Origin of the sequence: Halovivax cerinus (genome assembly GCF_024498195.1) — an archaeon.
Classification (GTDB): Archaea; Halobacteriota; Halobacteria; order Halobacteriales; family Natrialbaceae; genus Halovivax; species Halovivax cerinus.
This window is the reverse complement of record NZ_CP101824.1, coordinates 627,945-647,101: the sequence shown is the minus strand read 5'-3', so window position 1 is coordinate 647,101 and position 19,157 is coordinate 627,945. Positions and strand designations below refer to the sequence as shown.

The following is a 19,157-nucleotide window of genomic DNA, read 5'->3' as shown; positions in this document are numbered from 1 at the left end:
CGTCCGCGAGCGGGGACGACGGCACCCGGAACCCTCAGTCCTCGACCGGCGTCTTGATGATCGTCACCGGGCGCTCGGCCATCGAGGTGACCCGCTGGGCGACACTCCCTAGGAGGCGACGATATTCACCCGAGCGAGCCTTCGATCCGACGACCGTCAGGTCGACGTCGGCCTCGTCGGCGTAGGCGAGGATCTCCTCGTGGGGAACGCCGTGGCGCAGGACTGTCTCGGTCTCGACGCCGGCGTCGGTTGCTCGCTCGGCGATCGACTCGACGGCCTCCCGGCCGGACTGTTCGAGCGCGTGTTCCAGCCCCTCGAACTCGTGGACGTACTCGTCACCCGGGTACGAACTGTAGGCATCGGCGTCGACGACGTACAAGACATGCAGCGTCGCGTCGGCAGCGGCCGCCGCGTCGATGGCGTACTCGACGGCGTTGTCGACGCCCGAACTCAGGTCCGTCGTGACCAGAATCGTCTCGTGCATACCGGGTCCCTACGACGGACGACCAAATATGACTGGGTGGGACTCTCGGCTCGCTGGAACAGGGTACGAGGTTTATCGCCCCAGGAAGCGTGTCAACACCATGTCTATTGAACGGTCGTCCCGACGACTCCCGACGAGCCAATTCCTCCTCGGGGCCCTCGTGGTCCTGATCGGCGTCATACTCCTGCTGCGTGGCGGTTAGACCGCCACGTTATAGGCGGTCGGTAAAACCGACCGCCCGCTCGAAACGACCGGGCTCGCCCCCACGGGGAGCCTCCTACAGTTCGTCCCGTCGCTGTTCGTCCTCGTCGGCGTCTGGGCGCTCGTCACGAGTGGCTTCCGCAACGTCGTCGGCCCCCTGGTGTTGGTCGGTGTCGCGAGCGCGTGGCAGCTCGTCGCCCTCGGGTACGCGACCGTCGAGGGGATGATCGACCTCTGGCCGCTGCTGTTGATCGCGTTCGGCCTGTCCATCGTGCTCGGCCAGTACCGATCAGCGGCGCTCGACGTCGACGATTCGTTCACCTCGGCGTTCGCGGCCTTCGGCGGCGTCGAAAAGCGAAACACCTCGAAGCACTTCGCAGGCGCGGACCTCACCGCCGCGTTCGGCGGCACGGAGCTCGACTTGCGCGACGCGGCGATCGACGAGCCGCCGGGCCGGATCAACGCCGTCGCCCTCTTCGGCGGCGTGGACGTCATCGTCCCCCGCGAGTGGACCGTGCGGATGGACGTCCTGCCCGTACTGGGCGCGGCTACCGACGACCGGCCCAGGAGCACGGATCCCCACGATGGCGTCGACCTCGTGGTGACCGGATTCGTCGCCTTCGGCGGCGTCTCCGTCTCGGACTGAGTGACACCCGATCGCCCGCCTCCCGGCGGGCGGGAACGGACCGGACTATCTTTTTGTCCGGCGATCGAACGAACGTGCGTGAACGAACGGGTTCTGTCGGTGGTGCTCGTCGCAGTCGTCGTGCTCGCGGCGGTCGGCATCGGACTGCTCTTCTCCGTCGAGACCGGCGCCGAGTCCCCCGAGCCCGCAGACTTCGACGACACCGTCACCGTCGGACTCACGTTAGAAGAGCAGTACGAACTGCTCGACCGGCCGAACGCGTCGCTCCCGCGCGTCCAGACCTTCTACTCGCAGTACGCGTACGTCGTCGGTTACTTCGGCGTCGACGCCGCGCTCGCCGCCCAGCGCCAGGCGGGCCACCGATCGCGGTTTGGCTACCCGCTGGTCACGTACGTCACCGACTACGGCGGGACCGGCGTCGAACTGGGGGCGGACGACTACCCGGTGGTCGCGCGCGATCCGGCGTGGATCCCGGCCGAGTCTGCCTGGTACGTCGTCGACAGCGAGGCCCGGACACCCGGCGGCGCGGCCATCCCCTCCTTCGGCGAGCGGGCCGAGGCGGAGGCGTTCGCTGCATCCTACGGCGGGACGGTCGAATCCTGGGATCAGGTGACGGAGCGTCGGTTCGAGCGCGCCGAGGCCGCGGCCGTCCGCGAGCGCGTCTCCCGGCAGATGGCATCGGCGAACGAAACCGTCGCGAGCGCCAGTTCCCACGACGATCGACCGGTCTCGGTCCTCGTCGGGGAGGACGCCGGGACGATCCAGGGTGCCGTAGAGCGCGCGCCGGCGAACACGACCGTCCTGGTTCCGCCAGGGACCTACACGGAGACGGTGGAGATCGATCGACCCGTCACGCTCGCGGGCGAGGGCGACGTGACGATCCGCGGTGACGACAACGGCTCCGTCGTGACGATCACCGAACCCGACGTCGGCGTCCGTAACGTACACCTCGCGGGCACCGGCAACCGCTCGCTCGGCGCGGAGTCGCTGCCCGGCGACGAGGGCGACCACCCCGACGACCGCTCCCTGGCGTTCTACGGCGGGACGGACGCGGGACTAACGGCCCACGTCGCGGACCGGGTGTCGATCGCGAACGTCTCCGTCGAGACGCGCGCGAACGGTGTGATCCTTCGGGAGAGTCCCGGGGCCGTCCTGCGGAACGTCACTGTCACCGAAGCGCCCGACGCCGAGGATCCCTACGCCGGCCTGATCGTCCTCCGATCGCCGGGCGTCGTGGAGGACTCGACGTTCCGCGGCGGGCGCGACACCATCTACCTGTACCGGTCGGACGGCCTGGTGTTCCGGGACAACGACCTCGGCGACAGCCTCCTCGGGCTCCACCTGATGCACACGAACGACGCGCTCCTCGCGAACAACCGGGTCGACACCGTCTCGGAGACGGCTATCTACGTCATGACCGGCCCGACGGGGACCGCAGTCGTCGGCAACGAGATCGCAGACGCCGAGATCGGCATCTCGGTCGGCGGCACGGCGTCCTACGTCGCCCGGAACGTCGTCACCGACGCCGACGTCGGGCTTCGGATCCTGGCCGACAACTCGCTCTACGAGGGCAACGTCCTCGCCGGCAACGGCGTCGGTGCCCACGCCGGCGCCGTCCTCCCGACCAACCGGGTGATCGACAACGACTTCGTCGCGAACGACCGTCACGCGACCGCCGGACACGGTCCACTCCGGATCTGGTCGCACGACGGGGTCGGCAACTACTGGCAGGGCGCGACGAGCCCGGCTGACGGCGAACCACCGCAACGCGCGTACTCGCCGACCGACCCGGTCGACCGCCGACTGCACACGACCCCTGGCGCGGCGACACTCGCCCGCGCTCCCGCCGTGGACGCCCTCTCCGGACTCGAACGGTCCGTCTCCGGCATGCAGACCGGGAGTATTACGGACCTCTCGCCCGCGTGCGGCCCGAACAACCCCGGCCTGCTCGCCCGGACCGACCGGGCGGTCGACGCGTACGCTTGCGACGGGACGGTGGTGACCGAGCCGTGACCGGTGATCGAACCGACGGCACGCGACCGACGCGACGGAGCACGACAGACCGACCCATGACGACTCACGAAGACGACGCACGGACGACGGGGACGGACCGAGCCGGAGCGACCCTCGTAGACGTCGAGGACCTCGCGTTCGCCTACGGCGACGTATCGGTCTTCGAGGACGTCTCGATCGAGATCCGGGCGAACGCCGTCACGGCCCTGATCGGGCCGAACGGCACCGGCAAGACGACGCTGCTCCGGACGCTCGCGGGGCTCGCCGAACCGACCGCGGGCGCGGTCCGGTATCACGGTCCCGACGTCCCGCGCGAGATCGGCTACCTGCCCCAGCAACCGGCGTTCAGGCCCGGCTTCTCCGCTGCCGAGACGCTCGCGTTCTACGGGTCGCTCGTCGGCGAGTCGCGCGCGGAGGTCAGCGCGCGGCTCGAACGCGTCGGCCTCGCCGACGCGGCCGATCGCAACGTCGAGGCCCTCTCCGGTGGAATGACGCGCCTGCTCGGCATCGCCCAGGCCGCGATCGGCGACCCGCCCGTGGTCGTCCTCGACGAACCCGCCTCCGGCCTCGACCCGGGGATGAGCGCGCACATCTACGAGATCGCCCGCGAGCTCGCCGACGCCGACACCGCGGTCGTCGTCACCTCCCACGACATGGGACTGGTCGAGCGGACGGCCGACGTGATCGCCCTCCTCGACGCGGGCGGCGTCGCGGTGACCGGGTCGCCGAACGCCCTGCTGGACCGCTTCGACGTCGACTCGCTCCACGCCGTCTACGAGGCGGCCGTCTCCGGAGACCTCACGCGTGTCAGCGTGCGAGGTGAGTCGGCGTGACCGACGAGCGAGTTGACAGCGCGTCCGACGATCGGACCCGAGGGCCGATCGCTGGCCCGGAGAGCGATACACCCCACGGTCGGTCGGCCCCGGGCTCGCTGGGCCGTGTCGGCCGGCTCGTGGGACGTGAACTCCGGACGGTCGGCAGAACGCGCGGGTACCTCGTTCTCGCCGGGGCGCTCGCCGCCGTCCTGCTGGGGATCGGCCTCACCGGGAGCGCGTCCGCCGGGTACGTCCCAACCGCCGTCGACCTGCTCACGCCGCTCGAACTGCTCGTCCCGATCGTCGCCGTCGCGTTCGGCTACCGCGCGATCGTCGCCGACGAGGGCCGGGGCGAGCTCGACGTCCTCGCGACGTACCCCGTCGGCGCGGGGGAACACGTGGTCGGCGTCTACGTGGGTCGCGCCGTCTGCCTCCTCGTCGCGATCGGCGTCCCACTCGGTCTCGTCGGCGGGCTCGTCGCGGTCCGTCGAGAGGCGCCGGCGGAGATCTACGCCACACAACTCGGCGCCGACTCGCCGATCCTGTTCGCCCGATTCGTCGCCCTCACGGTCGCGTTCGCCCTGGTCGTCCTCGCGGTGGCGCTCGCCGTCTCGGCGCTCGCGAGCGGGACGCGCGGCGCGCTCGCCTTCGCGATCGTCGCGCTGGTCGTCCTGCTCGTCGGGCTCGATCTCGCGCTCGTCGTCGGCCTCGCGGAGGGGATCCTTCCGGGGTCCGCCCTCGTCGACGCGCTCGCGCTGAGTCCGCTGAGCGCCTACCGCGGGCTGGTCTTCGAGACCGTCGTGAACACGGTCGCGGGGACCGGCCCCCGTGCGGCGTCACCGCTCGCCAGTCTCGTCGGACTCGCCGCCTGGCTCGTCGGGTCGCTGGCGGTCGCCGCGTGGGCGGTTCGTCGGTGATGACCGTCGGTCGATGCCGTGAAACGGACGGCCGCTCCGGTCAGGGGAGACGAATTCGAGCAGCGGGCGGATCGCTACGCCATCAGCGACTGGAGGAGTTCCTGCGTGATCTCGTCGTTGTCGTACAGTTCGCCGCCGTACTCGGCCTGGAACGATTCCGCGTCGTCGGCGTTCGAGAACCCGAGGAGCGACCCACCCATCGCCCCCTCGACGTCGCTGTCGACAACGAGTGTGAGGTCGGCGGCGGACGCGAACGCGTCGGCGTCGAGGTGCCTGCTCATCGTCTGCGCCCCGTCGCCGTCGTCGACCGTCCAGTCGACGCTCGAGTAATCCGTCAGGTAGCTCACCTCCGGCTCCGCCTCGGCCTGGTTGTCGAACGTGAACGTGTAGGTGCAGTACGAGCTACAGAACTGGGCCGGGCGATCCGTGTCGTCGGGGCCGAGGACGGCCGACGGGTCCTCGTAGAACGACTGTCCGGCTGCCCCTCCGAAGTTGCCGATGCGCATCGAACAGTTGTCGCAAGCCATCCCCGGGTCGATGGTGATCGGGTCGGGCGCGTCGGTGTCACCGTTCGAGCCGTCGAGACAACCGGCGAGGGCCGAGAGACCGATCACGGTCGTGCCGGCGAGTACGGAGCGTCGGGTTCGGGCGTCGTCTTCCGACGGAGTTCGCCTACGCATGTTGGATGGACCGACGCCACCCTGGCCAATAGGCACACTGTTCCATTCCCACTCGGGAGGAACCGGTCACAGGTGCCGACTCGTCCCTGAGAACGCCTGCGTCGCCACCGCCGAGCGAGACGGGCCGACACGTAGAACGCGAGGTCGTGGCCCCTATTGCGTCGGAACTGTTCTCTCGGAGCAGTTCAACCGACTGGGAACGGCGTCAACGCTTATCCGGGCGGGTTTCACATTATTCGGCGTGCAACCCACGACATCGATGCGCCGAGTGACGGACCTGACGAGGAGATCCCATGGCAGCGATTGAAACCAGCGGGCTGACGAAGCGCTTCGGCGACGTCGTCGCCGTCTCGGACCTCGACCTGGTCGTCGAGGAAGGCGAGATCTTCGGCTTCCTCGGACCGAATGGCGCCGGGAAGTCGACGACGATCGACATCCTGCTGGACTTCATCCGGCCCACGTCGGGGACGGTAACCGTCCTCGGTCACGACGCCCAGTCCGAGGGGCGCGCCGTCAGGCAGCGGACCGGCGTCCTCCCCGACGCCTACCACGTCTACGATCGACTCACCGGCCGCCAGCACGTCGAGTTCGCCCTGGAGATGAAGGGCGTCGAGGAAGACCCGGTGGCGCTGCTCGATCGGGTCAACGTCGCCGACGCGGCTGACCGGAAGGCCGGCGGCTACTCCAAGGGGATGCGCCAGCGGTTGATCCTCGCGATGGCCCTGGTGGGAGACCCGGATCTGCTCGTCCTCGACGAACCGTCGACCGGCCTGGATCCCAACGGCGCCCGCGAGATGCGCGAGATCATCCGCGAGGAGAACGCCCGCGGGACGACGGTCTTCTTCTCGAGTCACATCATGGAGCAAGTCGAAGCCGTCTGCGACCGCGTGGCGATCATCGACCGCGGGGAACTCGTCGCCGTCGACACCATCGACGGGCTGCGCGACGCGACGGAAACCGGGGAGACGCTGTACGTCTCCGTCGCCGACCTCGACGAGGGCGTTCGCGAGGCGGTCGCCGGCCTCGACGGCGTCGGGTCGGCCGCGATCGACGACGGCCAGCTCCGACTCACGATCGCGGGCGACTCGAAGTTCGCCGTCCTGGAGTCCGTCGACGAGATCGCCGCCGTTCAGGACTTCTCGGTGATCGAATCGTCGTTGGAGGATCTCTTCGTCCGCTACACGACCGAGACCCAGGAGGTGGAATCGTGACCTGGCTCACGGTCGCGAAGAAGGACTTCCGGGACGCCGTCCAGTCGCGGGCGCTGTGGGCGCTCGTTGCGGTCTTCGTGGTCGTCTCGCTCCTCTCTTCGTTCGCGTACGTCGAAGCGCCGGAGCTGTTCGGCGAACCCGGCGGCGCGACGTTCGGCGGCCTCCTCTTCTTCACCGCCGGAATCGCGAGCCTGTTCGTCCCGATCGCGGCAATCGTCGGCTGCTACAAGTCCGTCGCTGGCGAACGCGAACTCGGCAGTATCAAACTGCTGTGCTCGCTGCCCACCACGCGCGGCGAGGTATTCGCGGGGAAGGTACTCGGACGGGCCGCGGTCCTCGGGTTCGGACTCGGCGTCGGGCTGGTCGTCGGCCTCGGCTTCGGCGCGGCGATGCTCGGCACACTCGACGTCGTCGCCGCGATCACGTTCTTGCTCGTGACGCTCGCGTTCGTCGCCGTCTACGCCACGATCGTCGTCGGCATCTCCGCGACGACGGGGTCGACGAGTCGGGCAACGACGCTCGCGCTCGGTTTCTTCGTCGTCTTCGAACTGCTGTGGGACGCCGTCGTCATGGGGGTCCTCTACGTCGCCGGCGGCTTCTCGATGCCGAATCCGGCGACGATGCCGGAGTGGGCGTTCACCGTGTCCCAGATTCCACCGTCGGCCGCGTACTTCTCCGGCATCGTCGCGGCGTTACCCGACCTCGCCTCGCGGGCGAACGCCGATCCCGCGCAGGCTGGCACCGAGGCGAGCGCCGCCGGCGGGGAGCCGTTCTTCGCGTCCCCGGAGATCGGGTTCGTCGTCCTCGCCTGCTGGCTGCTCGTCCCGATCGTCGTCGGCTACGTTCGGTTCGACGGCGCCGACCTCTAGTCGTGCCACGTAGCAGGGAGACACCGGCCCGAACACGTTCGCCACGTTCTACGGCCCTGGGAACGGTGATCCCCCGTTAAGCCCGCGGGCGCCGACCACCCGTACATGACGGGGTACCAGGCCACGATCGTCGTCGACGACCCGGGCGGCTGTCCGGTCGCGGTCGCGGCGGACGAACTCGACGCGCCGGTCGACTCGATCTCGCGGTCGTCGACGCGCGACGCGGAGACGGTCGTCGAAGAGTTCACCGTCCAGGATCCGGACGGATCGCTCGCCGGCACCGGTGAACCGGACACCCTCGGGAACCCAGAATCTGACGAACACACCCGCGAACGGGGTCACGACGTCTCCTTGCAGACGGTCGCGGCGACCGATTCGGAGCGGACCTACCGGTTCGAGCGCGACTGGTCGACGGCCTGCGTCTGCGAAGTCGTCGAACACGGCGGGAACCCGGTCTCGTCACTCCGTGCGCGAGACGGCGCCCTCCACGTCACCGTCAACGCGCCCGACGTGGACGACCTCTCGGAGACGGTCACCAGCCTCAACGCACAGTTCGGCGGCGTACGGCTGCAGGAGCTGACTCAGAGCGACGGGAGCGGTGGGAGCGATCCCGTCCTCGTCGACCGCGCCCGCCTCACGCGGCGCCAGCGCCAGGTCGTCGAGACGGCCCACGAGATGGGCTACTTCGACTACCCGAAGGGCGCGAACGCAGGCGAGGTAGCCGAGGCACTCCACATCTCCGGGTCGACCTTCGCCGAGCACCTCGCGGCTGCCCAGTCGAAACTGCTGGGTGCGATTCTCGACGAGTGAGGGCGGGGACGCGGACTCGACAGAGACGCCGTCGGTTCTCGACGTTCGTTCAGCGCACGACAGGTGAGTGGCGTGATGGTCTCCGTCGATCTATCGGTAGACGAACCGGAAAAGCAATCGTGATTTCAGAAACCACGATTTCCACACCGACGATCTCTACTACCGATCCTCGTGGACGACCTCGCCGCCGACGAGGGTCAGTTCGACGGTCGTCTCCCGGATGTCGTCGGGAGGGCAGGTGACGATATCCCGATCGAGGACCGCGAGGTCGGCCCGCTTGCCCGGTTCGACGGAGCCGAGTTCGTCCTCCCAGTGCAGGACGTAGGCCGAACCGCGGGTCCAGAGGCGGAGCGCCTCTGCGGGGTCGATCGCTTCCTCGGGACCGAGCGTCCCGGTGGTAACCGTCTGTCGGGTCACCATCCACCAGATGGACTCGAACGGATACCACGGGACCACCGGGGCGTCGGTCCCGCCGCCGACCGGGATATCGTCCTCCAGGAGCGTTCTGGTCGGAATCGCGTCGGCGGCACGTTCTTGCCCCCACAGCAGTTCCATGTTTCGCCCGAGGAAGGTCGGGTGGTTCTGTACCGTGGTGACGACGCCGAGTTCTCGCATCCGTTCTCGGTCTTCCTCTCGCGGGAGAAACACGTGCATCGCGGTCCATCGGAGGGGTTCGATGTCTCGGACCGCCGACGCAGCTTCGTACATATCGAGGAGCGTCTCGATCGCTTCGTCGCCGACGACGTGCGTCTGCACCTGGTGGCCCCGCTCGGCGGCCAGTTCGTACATCTCCTGGAGCTCTTCTGTTCCGCCCTCTGGAAGCAGGTAGTGGCCGTGATAGTCTTCCTGTTCCTGGACTTCCGAGACGATTCGATACGGCTCTGTGAGCCGTGCGCCTTCGACGCCGCCGTCTAGCATGTACTTCAGCCCGCCGATCTTCAGCCTGTCAGTCCCGAATTCTCGATAGAAGTAACTGCCAGCGTCGCGGACGTCGTCCGCGCCGTAAATACGAACGAAGGCGTCCGTTCGGACCGTCGCCTCTCCGTCGACGGCGACACGCTGGTACGCTCGCAACTCGTCGCGTTCGAGTCCTGGCTCCATCACCGCGGTGATGCCGCGGGAGTTGAGTTCGGACATGGCGCGTTCGATGTCGGCGACGTAGTCCTCGTACCCGCGATCCGGGAGCACCGGTTCGACGACTTCTGTACGGGCAGTCTCCAGGACGACGCCGTTCGGTTCGCCCGTGTCCGGGTCCCGGACTATCGTTCCACCGTCGGGATCGTCCGTGTCCTCGCCGATGCCGGCGCGATCCAGCGCGACGCTGTTGCAGACTGCGACGTGTCCGCCGCGGGGGATGAACACCGGATTGTCGGGTGCGACCGCGTCGAGTTCGTACCGCGTCGGAAGCCGTTCCTCCTCGAGTTGGCTCTCGTGCCAGCCCGAACTGGCGAGGATCCAGTCCGTATCGGTCGTCGTTTCGACCGCGTCACCGATCGCCTCGAGGACGTCGTCGATGGACCGTACGTCGAACAGCGTCACCCTGTTCAGATCCCGCCCGACGTTGCGAAGGTGAAGGTGTGAGTCGATCAACCCGGGAATAGCGGTCCGGCCGTTCAGGTCGATCTCGTCGGTCTCGGGACCGGCCAGTTCGCGGATTTCGGCCGTTCCGCCGACGGCCAGGAATCGACCGTTCCGAATCGCGACGGCTTCGGCGACGGTCTCGTTCTCGTCGACTGTTCGAATCGTTCCGTTGTACAGTATCCGTTCCGGATACTCGATGAGTGTGTCCTGTTTGTCTACCATTAGTCGTGTCACCTCGACGTGTGTCGGCTGGCGCTCGTCGTATGTGTACAATACTCGTTCGTTTCGTATCCCGAGGTGGGACGAACGGCGTGGGTTCGGCGCCGGTCCGAATCGGTCGTCGTCACAGAACGCGCTCGAGAGGGGGGAGTCATCGGACACCACCGAAGTCGAAATCGACGTCCTGGCGGTACTCGAACATCCGACGTTCGAGGGGTTTCAACACCAGATACTCTACGAATATGACGACGACGATGAAGACGACGGCCCAGGCGAAACTCTGCTCGAACCTGAACGATTGGTAGGTCCGGTTGACCATGTACCCGATCCCGCTCGATGCGGCGAACACCTCCACGACCGTAACCACCTTCCACGAGAGCGCGAGACCGAATCGCGTCGCCGCGAACAGCGACGGGGCGGTGTTCGGGATGACGATGCGCCACAGCAGGCGGAGGTTCGAAACGTCGAACGACGACGCCATCTCGAGGAGGTCCTGATCGATGTTTTCGACGCCCTTCCAGATGTTGACCGTGACGAACGGGACTACCGCGAGCGTCGCGGCGACGACCGGTGCCACGAAGGTGTACCCGAAGATCAACCGCATGATCGCGGCGAGCGCGACGGACGGGAGCGCCAGCCCGATCACGACGAACGGTGCGAAGTACAGTTGACCGAAGTTCGTCGATCCCATGGCCACACCGACTCCGGTCCCGATGATCATCGCGGCGACGAACGCGATCCCGATCCGCGATAGCGACGGAATCAGATGGGTGAAGGCCTGTCCCGACACGTACAGGTCCCAGGTGAGCTCCAGGGTCTCCAGCGGGTACGGCATCAGGTCCGACGGGAACATCGTGGCAATAACGTACCACAGGCCGTAGGTCAACCCGATAGCGACGACCCTCGGTGCCCATCGGCGAACGCTCACGTCGACGGTGTCGAGCACGCTCGTCCGAGTGCTAGTGGCCATCCATCGGTCCCTCCTCGTCGATTGTGTGGAACTGCTTGATCGCCCGTTGACGGAACCTGAGGAACTCCTCGGATTCGATGTCGCGCGGCCGTTCGAGCGGGACCTCCAGGTCGCCGTAGAGACGCCCGTCGCCGAGCATCAGGATCCGATCCGAGAGGGCCACAGCCTCCGTGATGTCGTGCGTGACGAAGAACACCGTTTTATCGAGTTTCTCCCAGATGTCGATGAGTTCCGTCCGGAGTTCGTCGGCCGTGATCTCGTCCAGGTTCGAGAACGGTTCGTCCATCAGGAGGATTTCAGGGTCGATACTGAATGCCCGGGCGATGCCGACGCGCTGTTGCTGTCCGCCGGAGAGCTGCGTCGGGTACTTATCGGCGTGTTCGCCCAGGTCTACCAGCTCGAGGTACCGCCGCGCCAGCTCGGGCGTGTACGCCGCGTTACCTTCGTGAACGAGTTCGATGTTCCGTTCGCAGGAGTTCCACGGCAGCAACCGGGGCGACTGGAACACGTGGCCGATTTCGGCGTCGCCGCCGTCTTCGCTCTCGATGCGCACCGAACCGGACGTCGGCTCCAGGACGCCGCTCAGGATCTTCAGTAGCGTCGATTTGCCGCACCCGGACTTGCCGATCAGCGTGACGAATCGGCCGGGCTCGATCTCCAGGTCGACGTTCTCGAAGACCGTCTCGCCACCACTCGCCGTCTCGAACCGCTTCGTGAGTCCCTCGATACTGATTCTGCCTGCGCTGTTCGAGCCGACGTCGATGCGTTCTTGTTCTGCTGTAGTGTGCTGAGTCATTGTTACCACGCGACGGCGGTGTCCTGCCGCCAGGCGAACACCCGTTTCTCTACTTGCTGGAGGATGCCGTACTCGAAGACCATGATGACGGTCGCGAAGAGGATGGTCCACGTGAGCACGGCGGTGATCGATAACTGGTTCATCTCGTACTGGATCATGAAGCCGACTCCGCGCTCCGCTGCGATCGCCTCCGCGAGCGTCACCAGCTTCCACGACCCGGCGAAGCCGTACCGGATGCCGGCGAACCACTCCGGGAGGACGGATCGGAAGACGACCCGCCACAGCGTCCGTTTCCGCGACACGTCGAACGATTGGGTCATCTCCGTCAGGCGATGGTCGATGTTTTCGACGCCCTGATAGACGTTCTGTGCGACGAACGGGAAGGGTGCAATAGCGGCCGTCACCGTCGGCGTCATGTCACCGATTCCGAACCACATCGCCGCGAAGAACGCGATGAACACAGACGGGAACGCGAGCCCGATCGTTATGTAATCCTGAAACACGCGCTCCCAGAATTCGGAGAGTCCCATCAGGACGCCGAGTGACGTCCCCAGAAGCGTTGCGAGGACGAACCCGTAGAGGATCCGTCGTATCGACGCCGAGAAGTGGGGGACCCACTCGCCGCTCGCGAGCAGAGCGACGATCGAGTCCGCGACCAGGATGGGTGACGAAACCGTATCCGTCATGTTCAGCCCCCACGCGACGAGTCCCCAGAGGACCACGATCGATGCGACCGCTTCGATGAAGACGACGCGTCGATTCGCAACCAGGGGTGCCGGAACGAGCTTCGTCGGGGAACGTGATGCGGTACTCATTCCTTAGATAGATCGGCTGTATCTCCGTCAGTAGACTGTCTATGGTGCCTCAGGATCTCTGAATTAGGCATTGTTCTTCGCCATCTCGTAGTACTCGTCGATATCGTGTTCCATGTAGCTGAGTGACTCTTCCCAGCCGGAGGATAGCTGCCCCATCGATTCGATCGATCTGAGGGACTCTTTGTCCTGCGCGATCCGATCTTCGGTGAACGGAACGTCCTGGAGGCTCGCCGGGAGTTCGTTTTCCGTGTTCATCGCGTTGTAGCGGAAGTTCAGGATCCACGCGGCGGCGTCCTCGTTCGGGACGTTCAGACTCTCCTGTACGTCCGACCGAGCGGCCAGTTCGTCCACATTATTGGCCATGTACTCGTGTGCGTACTTTTCCATCCCGAACCAGGCGGCGATCGCTTCTGTGTTCTCCTCTGCGTAACTCGTTCGCGTGATTCCGTTCGAGATGCACATCGCCGTCTTCGGCAGATCGATGTCCGCCAGTTCCTCCTGATTCCAGAGCAGCGGCTTGACCTGATCCCGAACCGGGTACAACCCGTACGGTGGTCCCGACCCGCCAGCATCGATGTTGCCTTCGGCCACCATCTGGGCGAGCGCCGGGAACTCGCCGGTTACGATGTTGAAATCCCCGCCTTCTTCGAAGGAATAGCCGTACTTTTCCTGGAATATCAACCGGTAGGCCGGGACGGGCCCGTTCCCCCAGCCACCGATCCCGAACGCCGCATCGTTTTCGACCAGGGCGTCTATCGCGGCCTGTTTGCTTCCGGCGACGTCGGGATCGTAGTCACTTCCGCTTCGGACGTACAGTGCCGTATGCTGCGGAGTTGTCTGTGCGTGAGCCGTGAGATCGAAGTCGCGTTCCGTCGCTAACTGGGCGGCCTCCACCGTTCCGACCGAGGGGGCGATATCCGCCTGACCGCCCATGAACTGAGAGAGTTCGTCCCAGGTGAGCTGGACGTCACCCTCGTATCCGATGTCGTCCATGACGGTCTCGAAGATGTCCGTCTCCTCTTGGAGGTGATTTATCTCGAGCGATGTCGTCGGCGTCGGTGCTGTGACCACGTTGAGTGACGATCCCTCACTGCCACCGCCCATGCACCCTGCTAGCGATGTTGCGAGTCCTCCAGCACCGATCGTCCCGAGACTCTTCACAAAATGTCTCCTGTTAGCTAACACCATGCGTGTTCGTGCCTACCAAACTCACTAACTGTATTAAATCTTGGTACTATCGGCCAGGGCTATAGTCCGATGGATTTCAAATATCTTCATCTTGGGCCCCGGGATTGCGTTTTTGTGGGGCCGACTCGTCGTGTCGATTCGTGTTGGAAGCATGATGGTAGTGGGTTGTACCACGATAGCTAGCATGCAAAGTGGTCGGAATTTTATCGGGAAACGTGACAGGATCGTCGACACTCCTGTAGTAGATACGAGTGCTCGACAGTGAGCGGGTACCGATACACGAGAAAAGTGGTCCACCGTCCGTCGCCGCCGGTGCCGTCCGACGTAGCCACCACTGCTCGTCGTCGCAGGCGATCCCATCGGCGGACTTGAGGAGACGAACGGTACTGTACCGGCGAGAACGATCGGGGACGAACGAATTCGTGCCGGCTGTCCGAGCAATTCAGTCGCTCGCCGACGATACCGTCCCACTTTCATCCCACGGTAACGGTCCATCGTAGCCTTCGGGGACGTACGAACAGAGCGGATCACTCGCCAACGGATCGCCGGTCGTTGCGTACGCTCGTGAGCGACTGCCGCCACAGAGTGCGCGGAACTCGCAGGCACCGCACTTGCCCCTGTAGCGGTCGCGATCGCGAAGCGAGCGGAACAGGTCGCTCTCGCGGTAGAGTTCGGTGACGGGCGTCTCCCGGACGTTGCCAGCGGATTCGGGGAGGAAGCCGGACGGGTAGACCTCGCCGGTGTGGCTGACGAAGCAGAAACCGTCGCCGGCGACGATGCCGGTGCGGCGGGTGACGCCGGCTGGTGGGCCGCCGGAGTCCCGATTGCGGTCGTCACGGTCGCGGTCATCCCGACCGGGAGCGTCACGGTCGCGGTCGTCACTATCGCGTTCGCCGCCTGTGGTAGTCCGTCCGCCGGCAGCACCCCTATCTCGGTTCCCGTTCCGTCCGTGCTGGGCCACGACGCGACGGTACATCGGCGCTTCAGTCGTCTTGAGGCCGAACGACTCCTCCCGACTGACGACGTGGAGCCACTCCATCACCGCCTCGGCGCGTTCGGGCGAGATGGGATCCAGCACGCGGCCACGCCCCACGGGGACGAGGAAGAAGACGCTCCACATGACCGCGTCCAGCTCCCGGACGACGTCGCGAATCGCCGGGAGGTCGGACACGGTCTGGGCGCAGACGGTGGTGTTGATCTGCAGCGGGACGCCGGCCTCGCGCGCGTCTTCGGCGGCCCGGATGGTCTCCGCGAAGCTGCCCGACTCGCCGCGGAATGCATCGTGCGTCTCGGGCGAGGCACCGTCGAGACTGACCGCCATCCGGCGTAACCCGGCATCGGCCAGATCGCCGATGGCGTCCGCGGTGAGCGAGGACGTTCCGCTCGGCGTGATCGTCATCCGGAGCCCGCGATCCGTGCCGTAGGCGACGAGGTCGGTCACGTCGTCGCGGACGAGCGGGTCGCCACCGGAGAGGACGACGAGCTGGCCTTCACCGAAGGCGGCCGCGTCGTCGAGGAGCGCCTTGCCTTCGGCCGTGGAGAGTTCGTCCGGGTGTCGCGTCGGGTCCGCCTCCGCCCGGCAGTGTTCACAGGCCAGGTCGCAGGCCTGCGTCAGTTCCCAGATGAGTACGAGCGGACGGTCGGCCGTGTTCAGCGAGCCGGTCGTCATTGGACCGAGGTCGACCCGCCACCGGCCTATATCGAGGTGGCCCGTCCCAGTTCGCTGGAAGGCGGGCGAACTGGTTCGGGCGGCGAAACAGCTGCGTCGATCGGTCCGGACTGTGCCTGCTCCGGGCTCAGTCCGACTTCTCGAGCATCTTCTTGTACTTCTCGTACGCGCGCTTGTGTCGCATCATCTTCTTTCGGATCTCCTTCTTCGGCGGTTTCGGGGTCGGCGGCTCCGGTGGTTCCGGGGGCGTCGGCTCCGCACACGGCGCATCTGTCGCCTGCACCTCCATGTCGAACAGGGTCTCGCCGTCGTAGACGATAGTGAGGTGTGTTGGGTCGACGTCGCCGGGCAGCCCGAGGGTCGCCACCCCATCGGCGTCGATGGCGAGGTCCTCCATCACCGACGTTCCGTCCGCGAGGGAGACCGTCACCGTCAGCACGTCACCGTCGGGGATGTCGGCCGTCACGATCCGCACCGCCTCGCAGGTCACCTCGATCGAGTCGAGGCGCGGATCCGGCGTCGGCGGTGTCGGCGGCTCCGCACACGGCGCGTCGGTCGCCTGGACCTCCATGTCGAACAGCGTCTCGCCGTCGTAGACGACCGTAAGGTGCGACGGATCGACGTCGCCGGGGAGTGGTACGACGGCGACGCCATCGGCATCCACTGGCACGTTGTAGGTTTCGACGACCCCGTTGGCGAAGGAGACCGTGATGGAGAGCGTTTCCCCCTCGGGGACGTTCGTCGTGGAGACGGTGATGGCGTCGCAGGTCACGTCGACCCCGTCGAAGACCGGCGGTTCGGGGGTACACGGGGCGTCCTCGGCGACGACGGGCTGGTCGTCGAGAACGAGATCGTCGAGCAGCAAGACGAGATTCGTCGGGTTGAGATTGCCGGGGAGGGCGAACGTCGCCGTATTGTTCTGCACGGTCGCCTGGAACGTCTCGGTAGTCTCGTTGCCCTCACCGTCGAGGAAGGTTACCTGCGCTGTCAGCGTCGTTCCAGTGTCGATGTTCGCCGTCGTGACGACGATCTCCTCGCAGGTCACCGTGTAGTCGACAACCGCGGGCTGGGGCTGATCCCCCCCGCAGCTGTAGAACGTCGCGTTGGAGATGTCCGGTGCCCCGGGCGGCAGGCAGAACGTGGTGTTTCCGTTCACGGGGGCCACATAGCAGTTCGTCCCGGCTTTGAGCGTCACGTAGTCGGCACCGGCGGGGATACTGTTGGGCGTGAAGCACGTGCCGGTCAGGCCCGTAACGATCGGATACACCGGAGTGACCTCCTCGCCCGGGCACGCGGCCTCGACGCAGGAGAGACACTGCTGGACCTGTGGTCCACCGGAGAAGGTCCCACAGAACGTCGCGAGGACACTCCCGTTCGGATCCGCTTGCGCGCTCACGGGCTGCGAACCCAGGCCACTCAGGCCGGCTCCGGCGCCGATGGCACCGGCGGCGCCCGCCGCGCCGATCGCCTGTAGGTACGTCCGTCGCTCGACGTCCCCGTCTGCGTCCCGATCGGCACTGCCGTCGTCGCCGTCGACGGACTGGTCGGTGTCCGTCGCCGGCGGCTCGTCGCGGGCTGGTCGTCGTTCGTCCTGGCCTCGTTCGTCGTCGGCGGAATCGGAACGGTCGTCGGAATCAGCACGTCCGTCGGAATCGATACCTGGTGGCTGGGTGGAATCGCGATCTGTCATCGTGTGCGGTTGAGACCGCCATACCGACCGGTATAGTTACCGTCAGATTGGCCTGATCGGGCCGGAACGGCGGGGAAGTCGGGCCGTGGGGGCACGATCGCGACGGGAAACGGGAGTCGATGGGACACAGTCAGTCCCGGGACGGGACGAAAATCGGACGATCGGGCACTGGGCGGCGAAAACGGCGGTCGAATCGCACCCGAGCGGCGCGGGTTAGCGGTTGTACGAAATCGTTAGTCGCGACGCCGACGGCGTTTGGTCGCGTTACGCTGGCCCAGGCGTGGCGTACGTTCACGGTACTGTGGACACCGATCCGGCGGTTCGGATTGCCGTCTCCACTCGGCCGCCCCGACGACGAACTGTCGACCGCTCGTGTACCGACGACCTGCCGATCACGACACCTGCACGCGGGTCACGTGGCCGCCACAGCCGCACTGGTCGACGTACCGCCATTCCAGCGACTCAGTCCCCGCTTCGCCCCCGTACGCCGCCAGTTCCGGCCAGAGGTAGTCCTCAGGATGACCGTGGTCGGCGTGCGTGACGAGGTTGACGTGGTAGCCCGCGGCCGTCGCCTCGACGGCGTCGATCGCCTCCGCGACGACGAGGTCGGGGTCGTCGGCATGGCGCGGTTCTTCGAGGTTGGCCGACCAGGAGTTCTCGTGGACGCGCCTCGTGATCGGTTCGCGGTCCTCGCCGGCGGCGTTGCTGTCGTGTCCTCGCTCGTCGGCCGATCGGGTGTGGTTCATATGAAAATATAATCGTCGCGAGTCCGTGAGGCGATTCCCGAACATCTTCGACGGTTCCAGGGGCAACTGTCGGTGATCACTGTGTTCCTGTACGAGTATCGTCCAACGCAGTTTGGACGAGCTTTGCTTCTGCTTTCTGCAGATGCGTCGTCACTGTGTTCGGCGCGCACTCCAACGCCGAAGCGATATCCGCGTGTGTCGCTTCGCGAGGCTGCTCGTAGTATCCCATACGTAGCGCCATTTCGAGCGCTTCGTGTTGTCGGTCGCTCAGGAGGCTCGTCCAGTCCTCAGTTCCGGAGGGGAAGTCACGGATTCGCTCGACCTGGACGTCGACACCGTCGGGAATTTCGTCGAGCGCATCCTGGAGAGCCGCCGATCGGCCGATCACGTGCCCATATGATCGGGAATCACGATAGACGAGTGGCTTCCGGACGAGCAGATTCGCACGCGCCGTCACCGCCATGAACGTACTGAAAAACGGGATCGCAGCAGGGCGGGCGGTAAGCAGAGCGTAGGACGTCGATCGTTCGGAGCGTGAAACGGTAACGTCTTCGACGCCTGCCGTCTCAGTCGCTGCTTCGCGGAAGACAGCCGCCTCGCCGTCGATCGCATACAGGAGGGTTCCGACGCTGGTTGCCGCCAAATTCCAGTCGAGTACTCGAAGTTCCGTGACCGCTGGCGAGTCCGAGACGGTCGCATAGTATGACGGGAGCAGGCGCGGAGCAACCGTCGCGGAGGTTTGCAGGTGCTTCATCGGAACTGAAGTCGCCGTGCAGAGCGGATTCACTGTGCCGTCGGGATAAACCCATTGACGATACTCCACAGAACGCCTTCCCC

The 19,157-nt window shown here is 66.1% G+C and carries 17 protein-coding genes and 1 pseudogene; 7 read left to right on the top strand and 11 right to left on the bottom strand.

What is annotated here, in order from left to right; all coding sequences use genetic code 11:
• Positions 1–34 precede the first annotated feature (34 nt).
• Complete coding sequence (locus NO366_RS02990) at positions 35–484, bottom strand: universal stress protein (RefSeq protein WP_256532832.1); 450 nt, start codon at positions 482–484, stop codon at positions 35–37.
• Positions 485–740: 256 nt separating this feature from the next.
• On the opposite strand from NO366_RS02990, the pseudogene NO366_RS02985 reads away from it, so the two are divergent.
• The 4 genes and pseudogenes from NO366_RS02985 to NO366_RS02970 form a co-directional block, all read left to right on the top strand.
• Positions 741–1,331, top strand: a pseudogene (locus NO366_RS02985) (LiaF transmembrane domain-containing protein); the annotation flags it as partial.
• Positions 1,332–1,409: 78 nt separating this feature from the next.
• On the top strand, positions 1,410–3,344 hold the full coding sequence (locus NO366_RS02980) for a NosD domain-containing protein (protein WP_256532830.1): 1,935 nt from the start codon (positions 1,410–1,412) through the stop codon (positions 3,342–3,344).
• A 56-nt stretch (positions 3,345–3,400) separates the two neighbouring features.
• Entirely contained in the window at positions 3,401–4,177 is a 777-nt protein-coding gene (locus NO366_RS02975) for an ABC transporter ATP-binding protein (protein WP_256532829.1), read from the top strand.
• Between the two features lie 47 nt (positions 4,178–4,224).
• Positions 4,225–5,076: an ABC transporter permease subunit gene (locus NO366_RS02970; protein WP_382274540.1), complete on the top strand. Its 852-nt coding sequence runs from the start codon at positions 4,225–4,227 to the stop codon at positions 5,074–5,076.
• A 74-nt stretch (positions 5,077–5,150) separates the two neighbouring features.
• Here NO366_RS02970 and NO366_RS02965 read toward each other — a convergent pair whose 3' ends face one another.
• Positions 5,151–5,756, bottom strand: a complete 606-nt coding sequence (locus NO366_RS02965) for a nitrous oxide reductase accessory protein NosL (RefSeq protein ID WP_256532828.1) — start codon at positions 5,754–5,756, stop codon at positions 5,151–5,153.
• Between the two features lie 293 nt (positions 5,757–6,049).
• Here NO366_RS02965 and NO366_RS02960 point away from each other — a divergent pair, with 293 nt between their 5' ends.
• The 3 genes from NO366_RS02960 to NO366_RS02950 all read left to right on the top strand — a co-directional run bounded on the left by NO366_RS02960 (position 6,050) and on the right by NO366_RS02950 (position 8,646).
• Entirely contained in the window at positions 6,050–6,967 is a 918-nt protein-coding gene (locus NO366_RS02960) for an ABC transporter ATP-binding protein (protein WP_256532827.1), read from the top strand.
• Positions 6,964–7,836, top strand: a complete 873-nt coding sequence (locus NO366_RS02955) for an ABC transporter permease subunit (RefSeq protein WP_256532826.1) — start codon at positions 6,964–6,966, stop codon at positions 7,834–7,836. The genes NO366_RS02960 and NO366_RS02955 overlap by 4 nt, the downstream gene beginning before the upstream one ends.
• Positions 7,837–7,941: 105 nt before the next feature.
• On the top strand, positions 7,942–8,646 hold the full coding sequence (locus NO366_RS02950) for a helix-turn-helix domain-containing protein (protein WP_256532825.1): 705 nt from the start codon (positions 7,942–7,944) through the stop codon (positions 8,644–8,646).
• A 159-nt stretch (positions 8,647–8,805) separates the two neighbouring features.
• On the opposite strand, the gene NO366_RS02945 is transcribed toward NO366_RS02950, so the two are convergent.
• The 9 genes from NO366_RS02945 to NO366_RS18600 all read right to left on the bottom strand — a co-directional run bounded on the left by NO366_RS02945 (position 8,806) and on the right by NO366_RS18600 (position 19,074).
• Complete coding sequence (locus NO366_RS02945; RefSeq protein ID WP_256532824.1) at positions 8,806–10,449, bottom strand: amidohydrolase; 1,644 nt, start codon at positions 10,447–10,449, stop codon at positions 8,806–8,808.
• Positions 10,450–10,597: 148 nt separating this feature from the next.
• Positions 10,598–11,416: an ABC transporter permease gene (locus NO366_RS02940; protein WP_256532823.1), complete on the bottom strand. Its 819-nt coding sequence runs from the start codon at positions 11,414–11,416 to the stop codon at positions 10,598–10,600.
• Positions 11,406–12,212 (bottom strand): ABC transporter ATP-binding protein, encoded by an 807-nt coding sequence (locus NO366_RS02935; RefSeq protein WP_256532822.1) that lies wholly within the window; start codon positions 12,210–12,212, stop codon positions 11,406–11,408. Before NO366_RS02935 ends, NO366_RS02940 begins: the two co-directional genes overlap by 11 nt.
• A gap of 2 nt (positions 12,213–12,214) precedes the next feature.
• Positions 12,215–13,027, bottom strand: coding sequence for an ABC transporter permease (locus NO366_RS02930; RefSeq protein ID WP_256532821.1), 813 nt, complete (start codon positions 13,025–13,027; stop codon positions 12,215–12,217).
• Positions 13,028–13,090: 63 nt separating this feature from the next.
• The gene (locus tag NO366_RS02925; protein ID WP_256532819.1) at positions 13,091–14,188 is read right to left on the bottom strand and encodes a substrate-binding domain-containing protein; all 1,098 of its coding nucleotides are present in this window, start codon (positions 14,186–14,188) and stop codon (positions 13,091–13,093) included.
• Positions 14,189–14,657: 469 nt separating this feature from the next.
• Positions 14,658–15,884 carry a TIGR04053 family radical SAM/SPASM domain-containing protein gene (locus NO366_RS02920; RefSeq protein WP_256532817.1) on the bottom strand — a complete coding sequence of 409 codons (1,227 nt, stop codon included), beginning with the start codon at positions 15,882–15,884 and terminating at the stop codon, positions 14,658–14,660.
• A gap of 127 nt (positions 15,885–16,011) precedes the next feature.
• A complete protein-coding gene (locus NO366_RS02915; protein WP_256532816.1) occupies positions 16,012–17,574 on the bottom strand; it encodes a hypothetical protein in 1,563 nt (520 codons plus the stop codon).
• A gap of 392 nt (positions 17,575–17,966) precedes the next feature.
• Positions 17,967–18,320 carry a CGCGG family putative rSAM-modified RiPP protein gene (locus NO366_RS02910; RefSeq protein WP_256532815.1) on the bottom strand — a complete coding sequence of 118 codons (354 nt, stop codon included), beginning with the start codon at positions 18,318–18,320 and terminating at the stop codon, positions 17,967–17,969.
• Positions 18,321–18,396: 76 nt separating this feature from the next.
• Positions 18,397–19,074: a helix-turn-helix domain-containing protein gene (locus NO366_RS18600; RefSeq protein WP_425493219.1), complete on the bottom strand. Its 678-nt coding sequence runs from the start codon at positions 19,072–19,074 to the stop codon at positions 18,397–18,399.
• Positions 19,075–19,157 lie beyond the last annotated feature (83 nt).

Excerpts from the sequence above, each read along its gene's own strand:
- NO366_RS02990 (WP_256532832.1), bottom strand. The coding sequence starts at position 484 with ATGCACGAGACGATTCTGGTCACGACGGACCTGAGTTCGGGCGTCGAC.
- NO366_RS02945 (WP_256532824.1), bottom strand. The coding sequence starts at position 10,449 with ATGGTAGACAAACAGGACACACTCATCGAGTATCCGGAACGGATACTG.
- NO366_RS18600 (WP_425493219.1), bottom strand. The coding sequence starts at position 19,074 with ATGAAGCACCTGCAAACCTCCGCGACGGTTGCTCCGCGCCTGCTCCCG.
- NO366_RS02940 (WP_256532823.1), bottom strand. The coding sequence starts at position 11,416 with ATGGCCACTAGCACTCGGACGAGCGTGCTCGACACCGTCGACGTGAGC.
- NO366_RS02915 (WP_256532816.1), bottom strand. The coding sequence starts at position 17,574 with ATGACAGATCGCGATTCCACCCAGCCACCAGGTATCGATTCCGACGGA.
- NO366_RS02930 (WP_256532821.1), bottom strand. The coding sequence starts at position 13,027 with ATGAGTACCGCATCACGTTCCCCGACGAAGCTCGTTCCGGCACCCCTG.
- NO366_RS02935 (WP_256532822.1), bottom strand. The coding sequence starts at position 12,212 with ATGACTCAGCACACTACAGCAGAACAAGAACGCATCGACGTCGGCTCG.
- NO366_RS02975 (WP_256532829.1), top strand. The coding sequence starts at position 3,401 with ATGACGACTCACGAAGACGACGCACGGACGACGGGGACGGACCGAGCC.
- NO366_RS02950 (WP_256532825.1), top strand. The coding sequence starts at position 7,942 with ATGACGGGGTACCAGGCCACGATCGTCGTCGACGACCCGGGCGGCTGT.
- NO366_RS02965 (WP_256532828.1), bottom strand. The coding sequence starts at position 5,756 with ATGCGTAGGCGAACTCCGTCGGAAGACGACGCCCGAACCCGACGCTCC.
- NO366_RS02910 (WP_256532815.1), bottom strand. The coding sequence starts at position 18,320 with ATGAACCACACCCGATCGGCCGACGAGCGAGGACACGACAGCAACGCC.
- NO366_RS02920 (WP_256532817.1), bottom strand. The coding sequence starts at position 15,884 with ATGACGACCGGCTCGCTGAACACGGCCGACCGTCCGCTCGTACTCATC.
- NO366_RS02960 (WP_256532827.1), top strand. The coding sequence starts at position 6,050 with ATGGCAGCGATTGAAACCAGCGGGCTGACGAAGCGCTTCGGCGACGTC.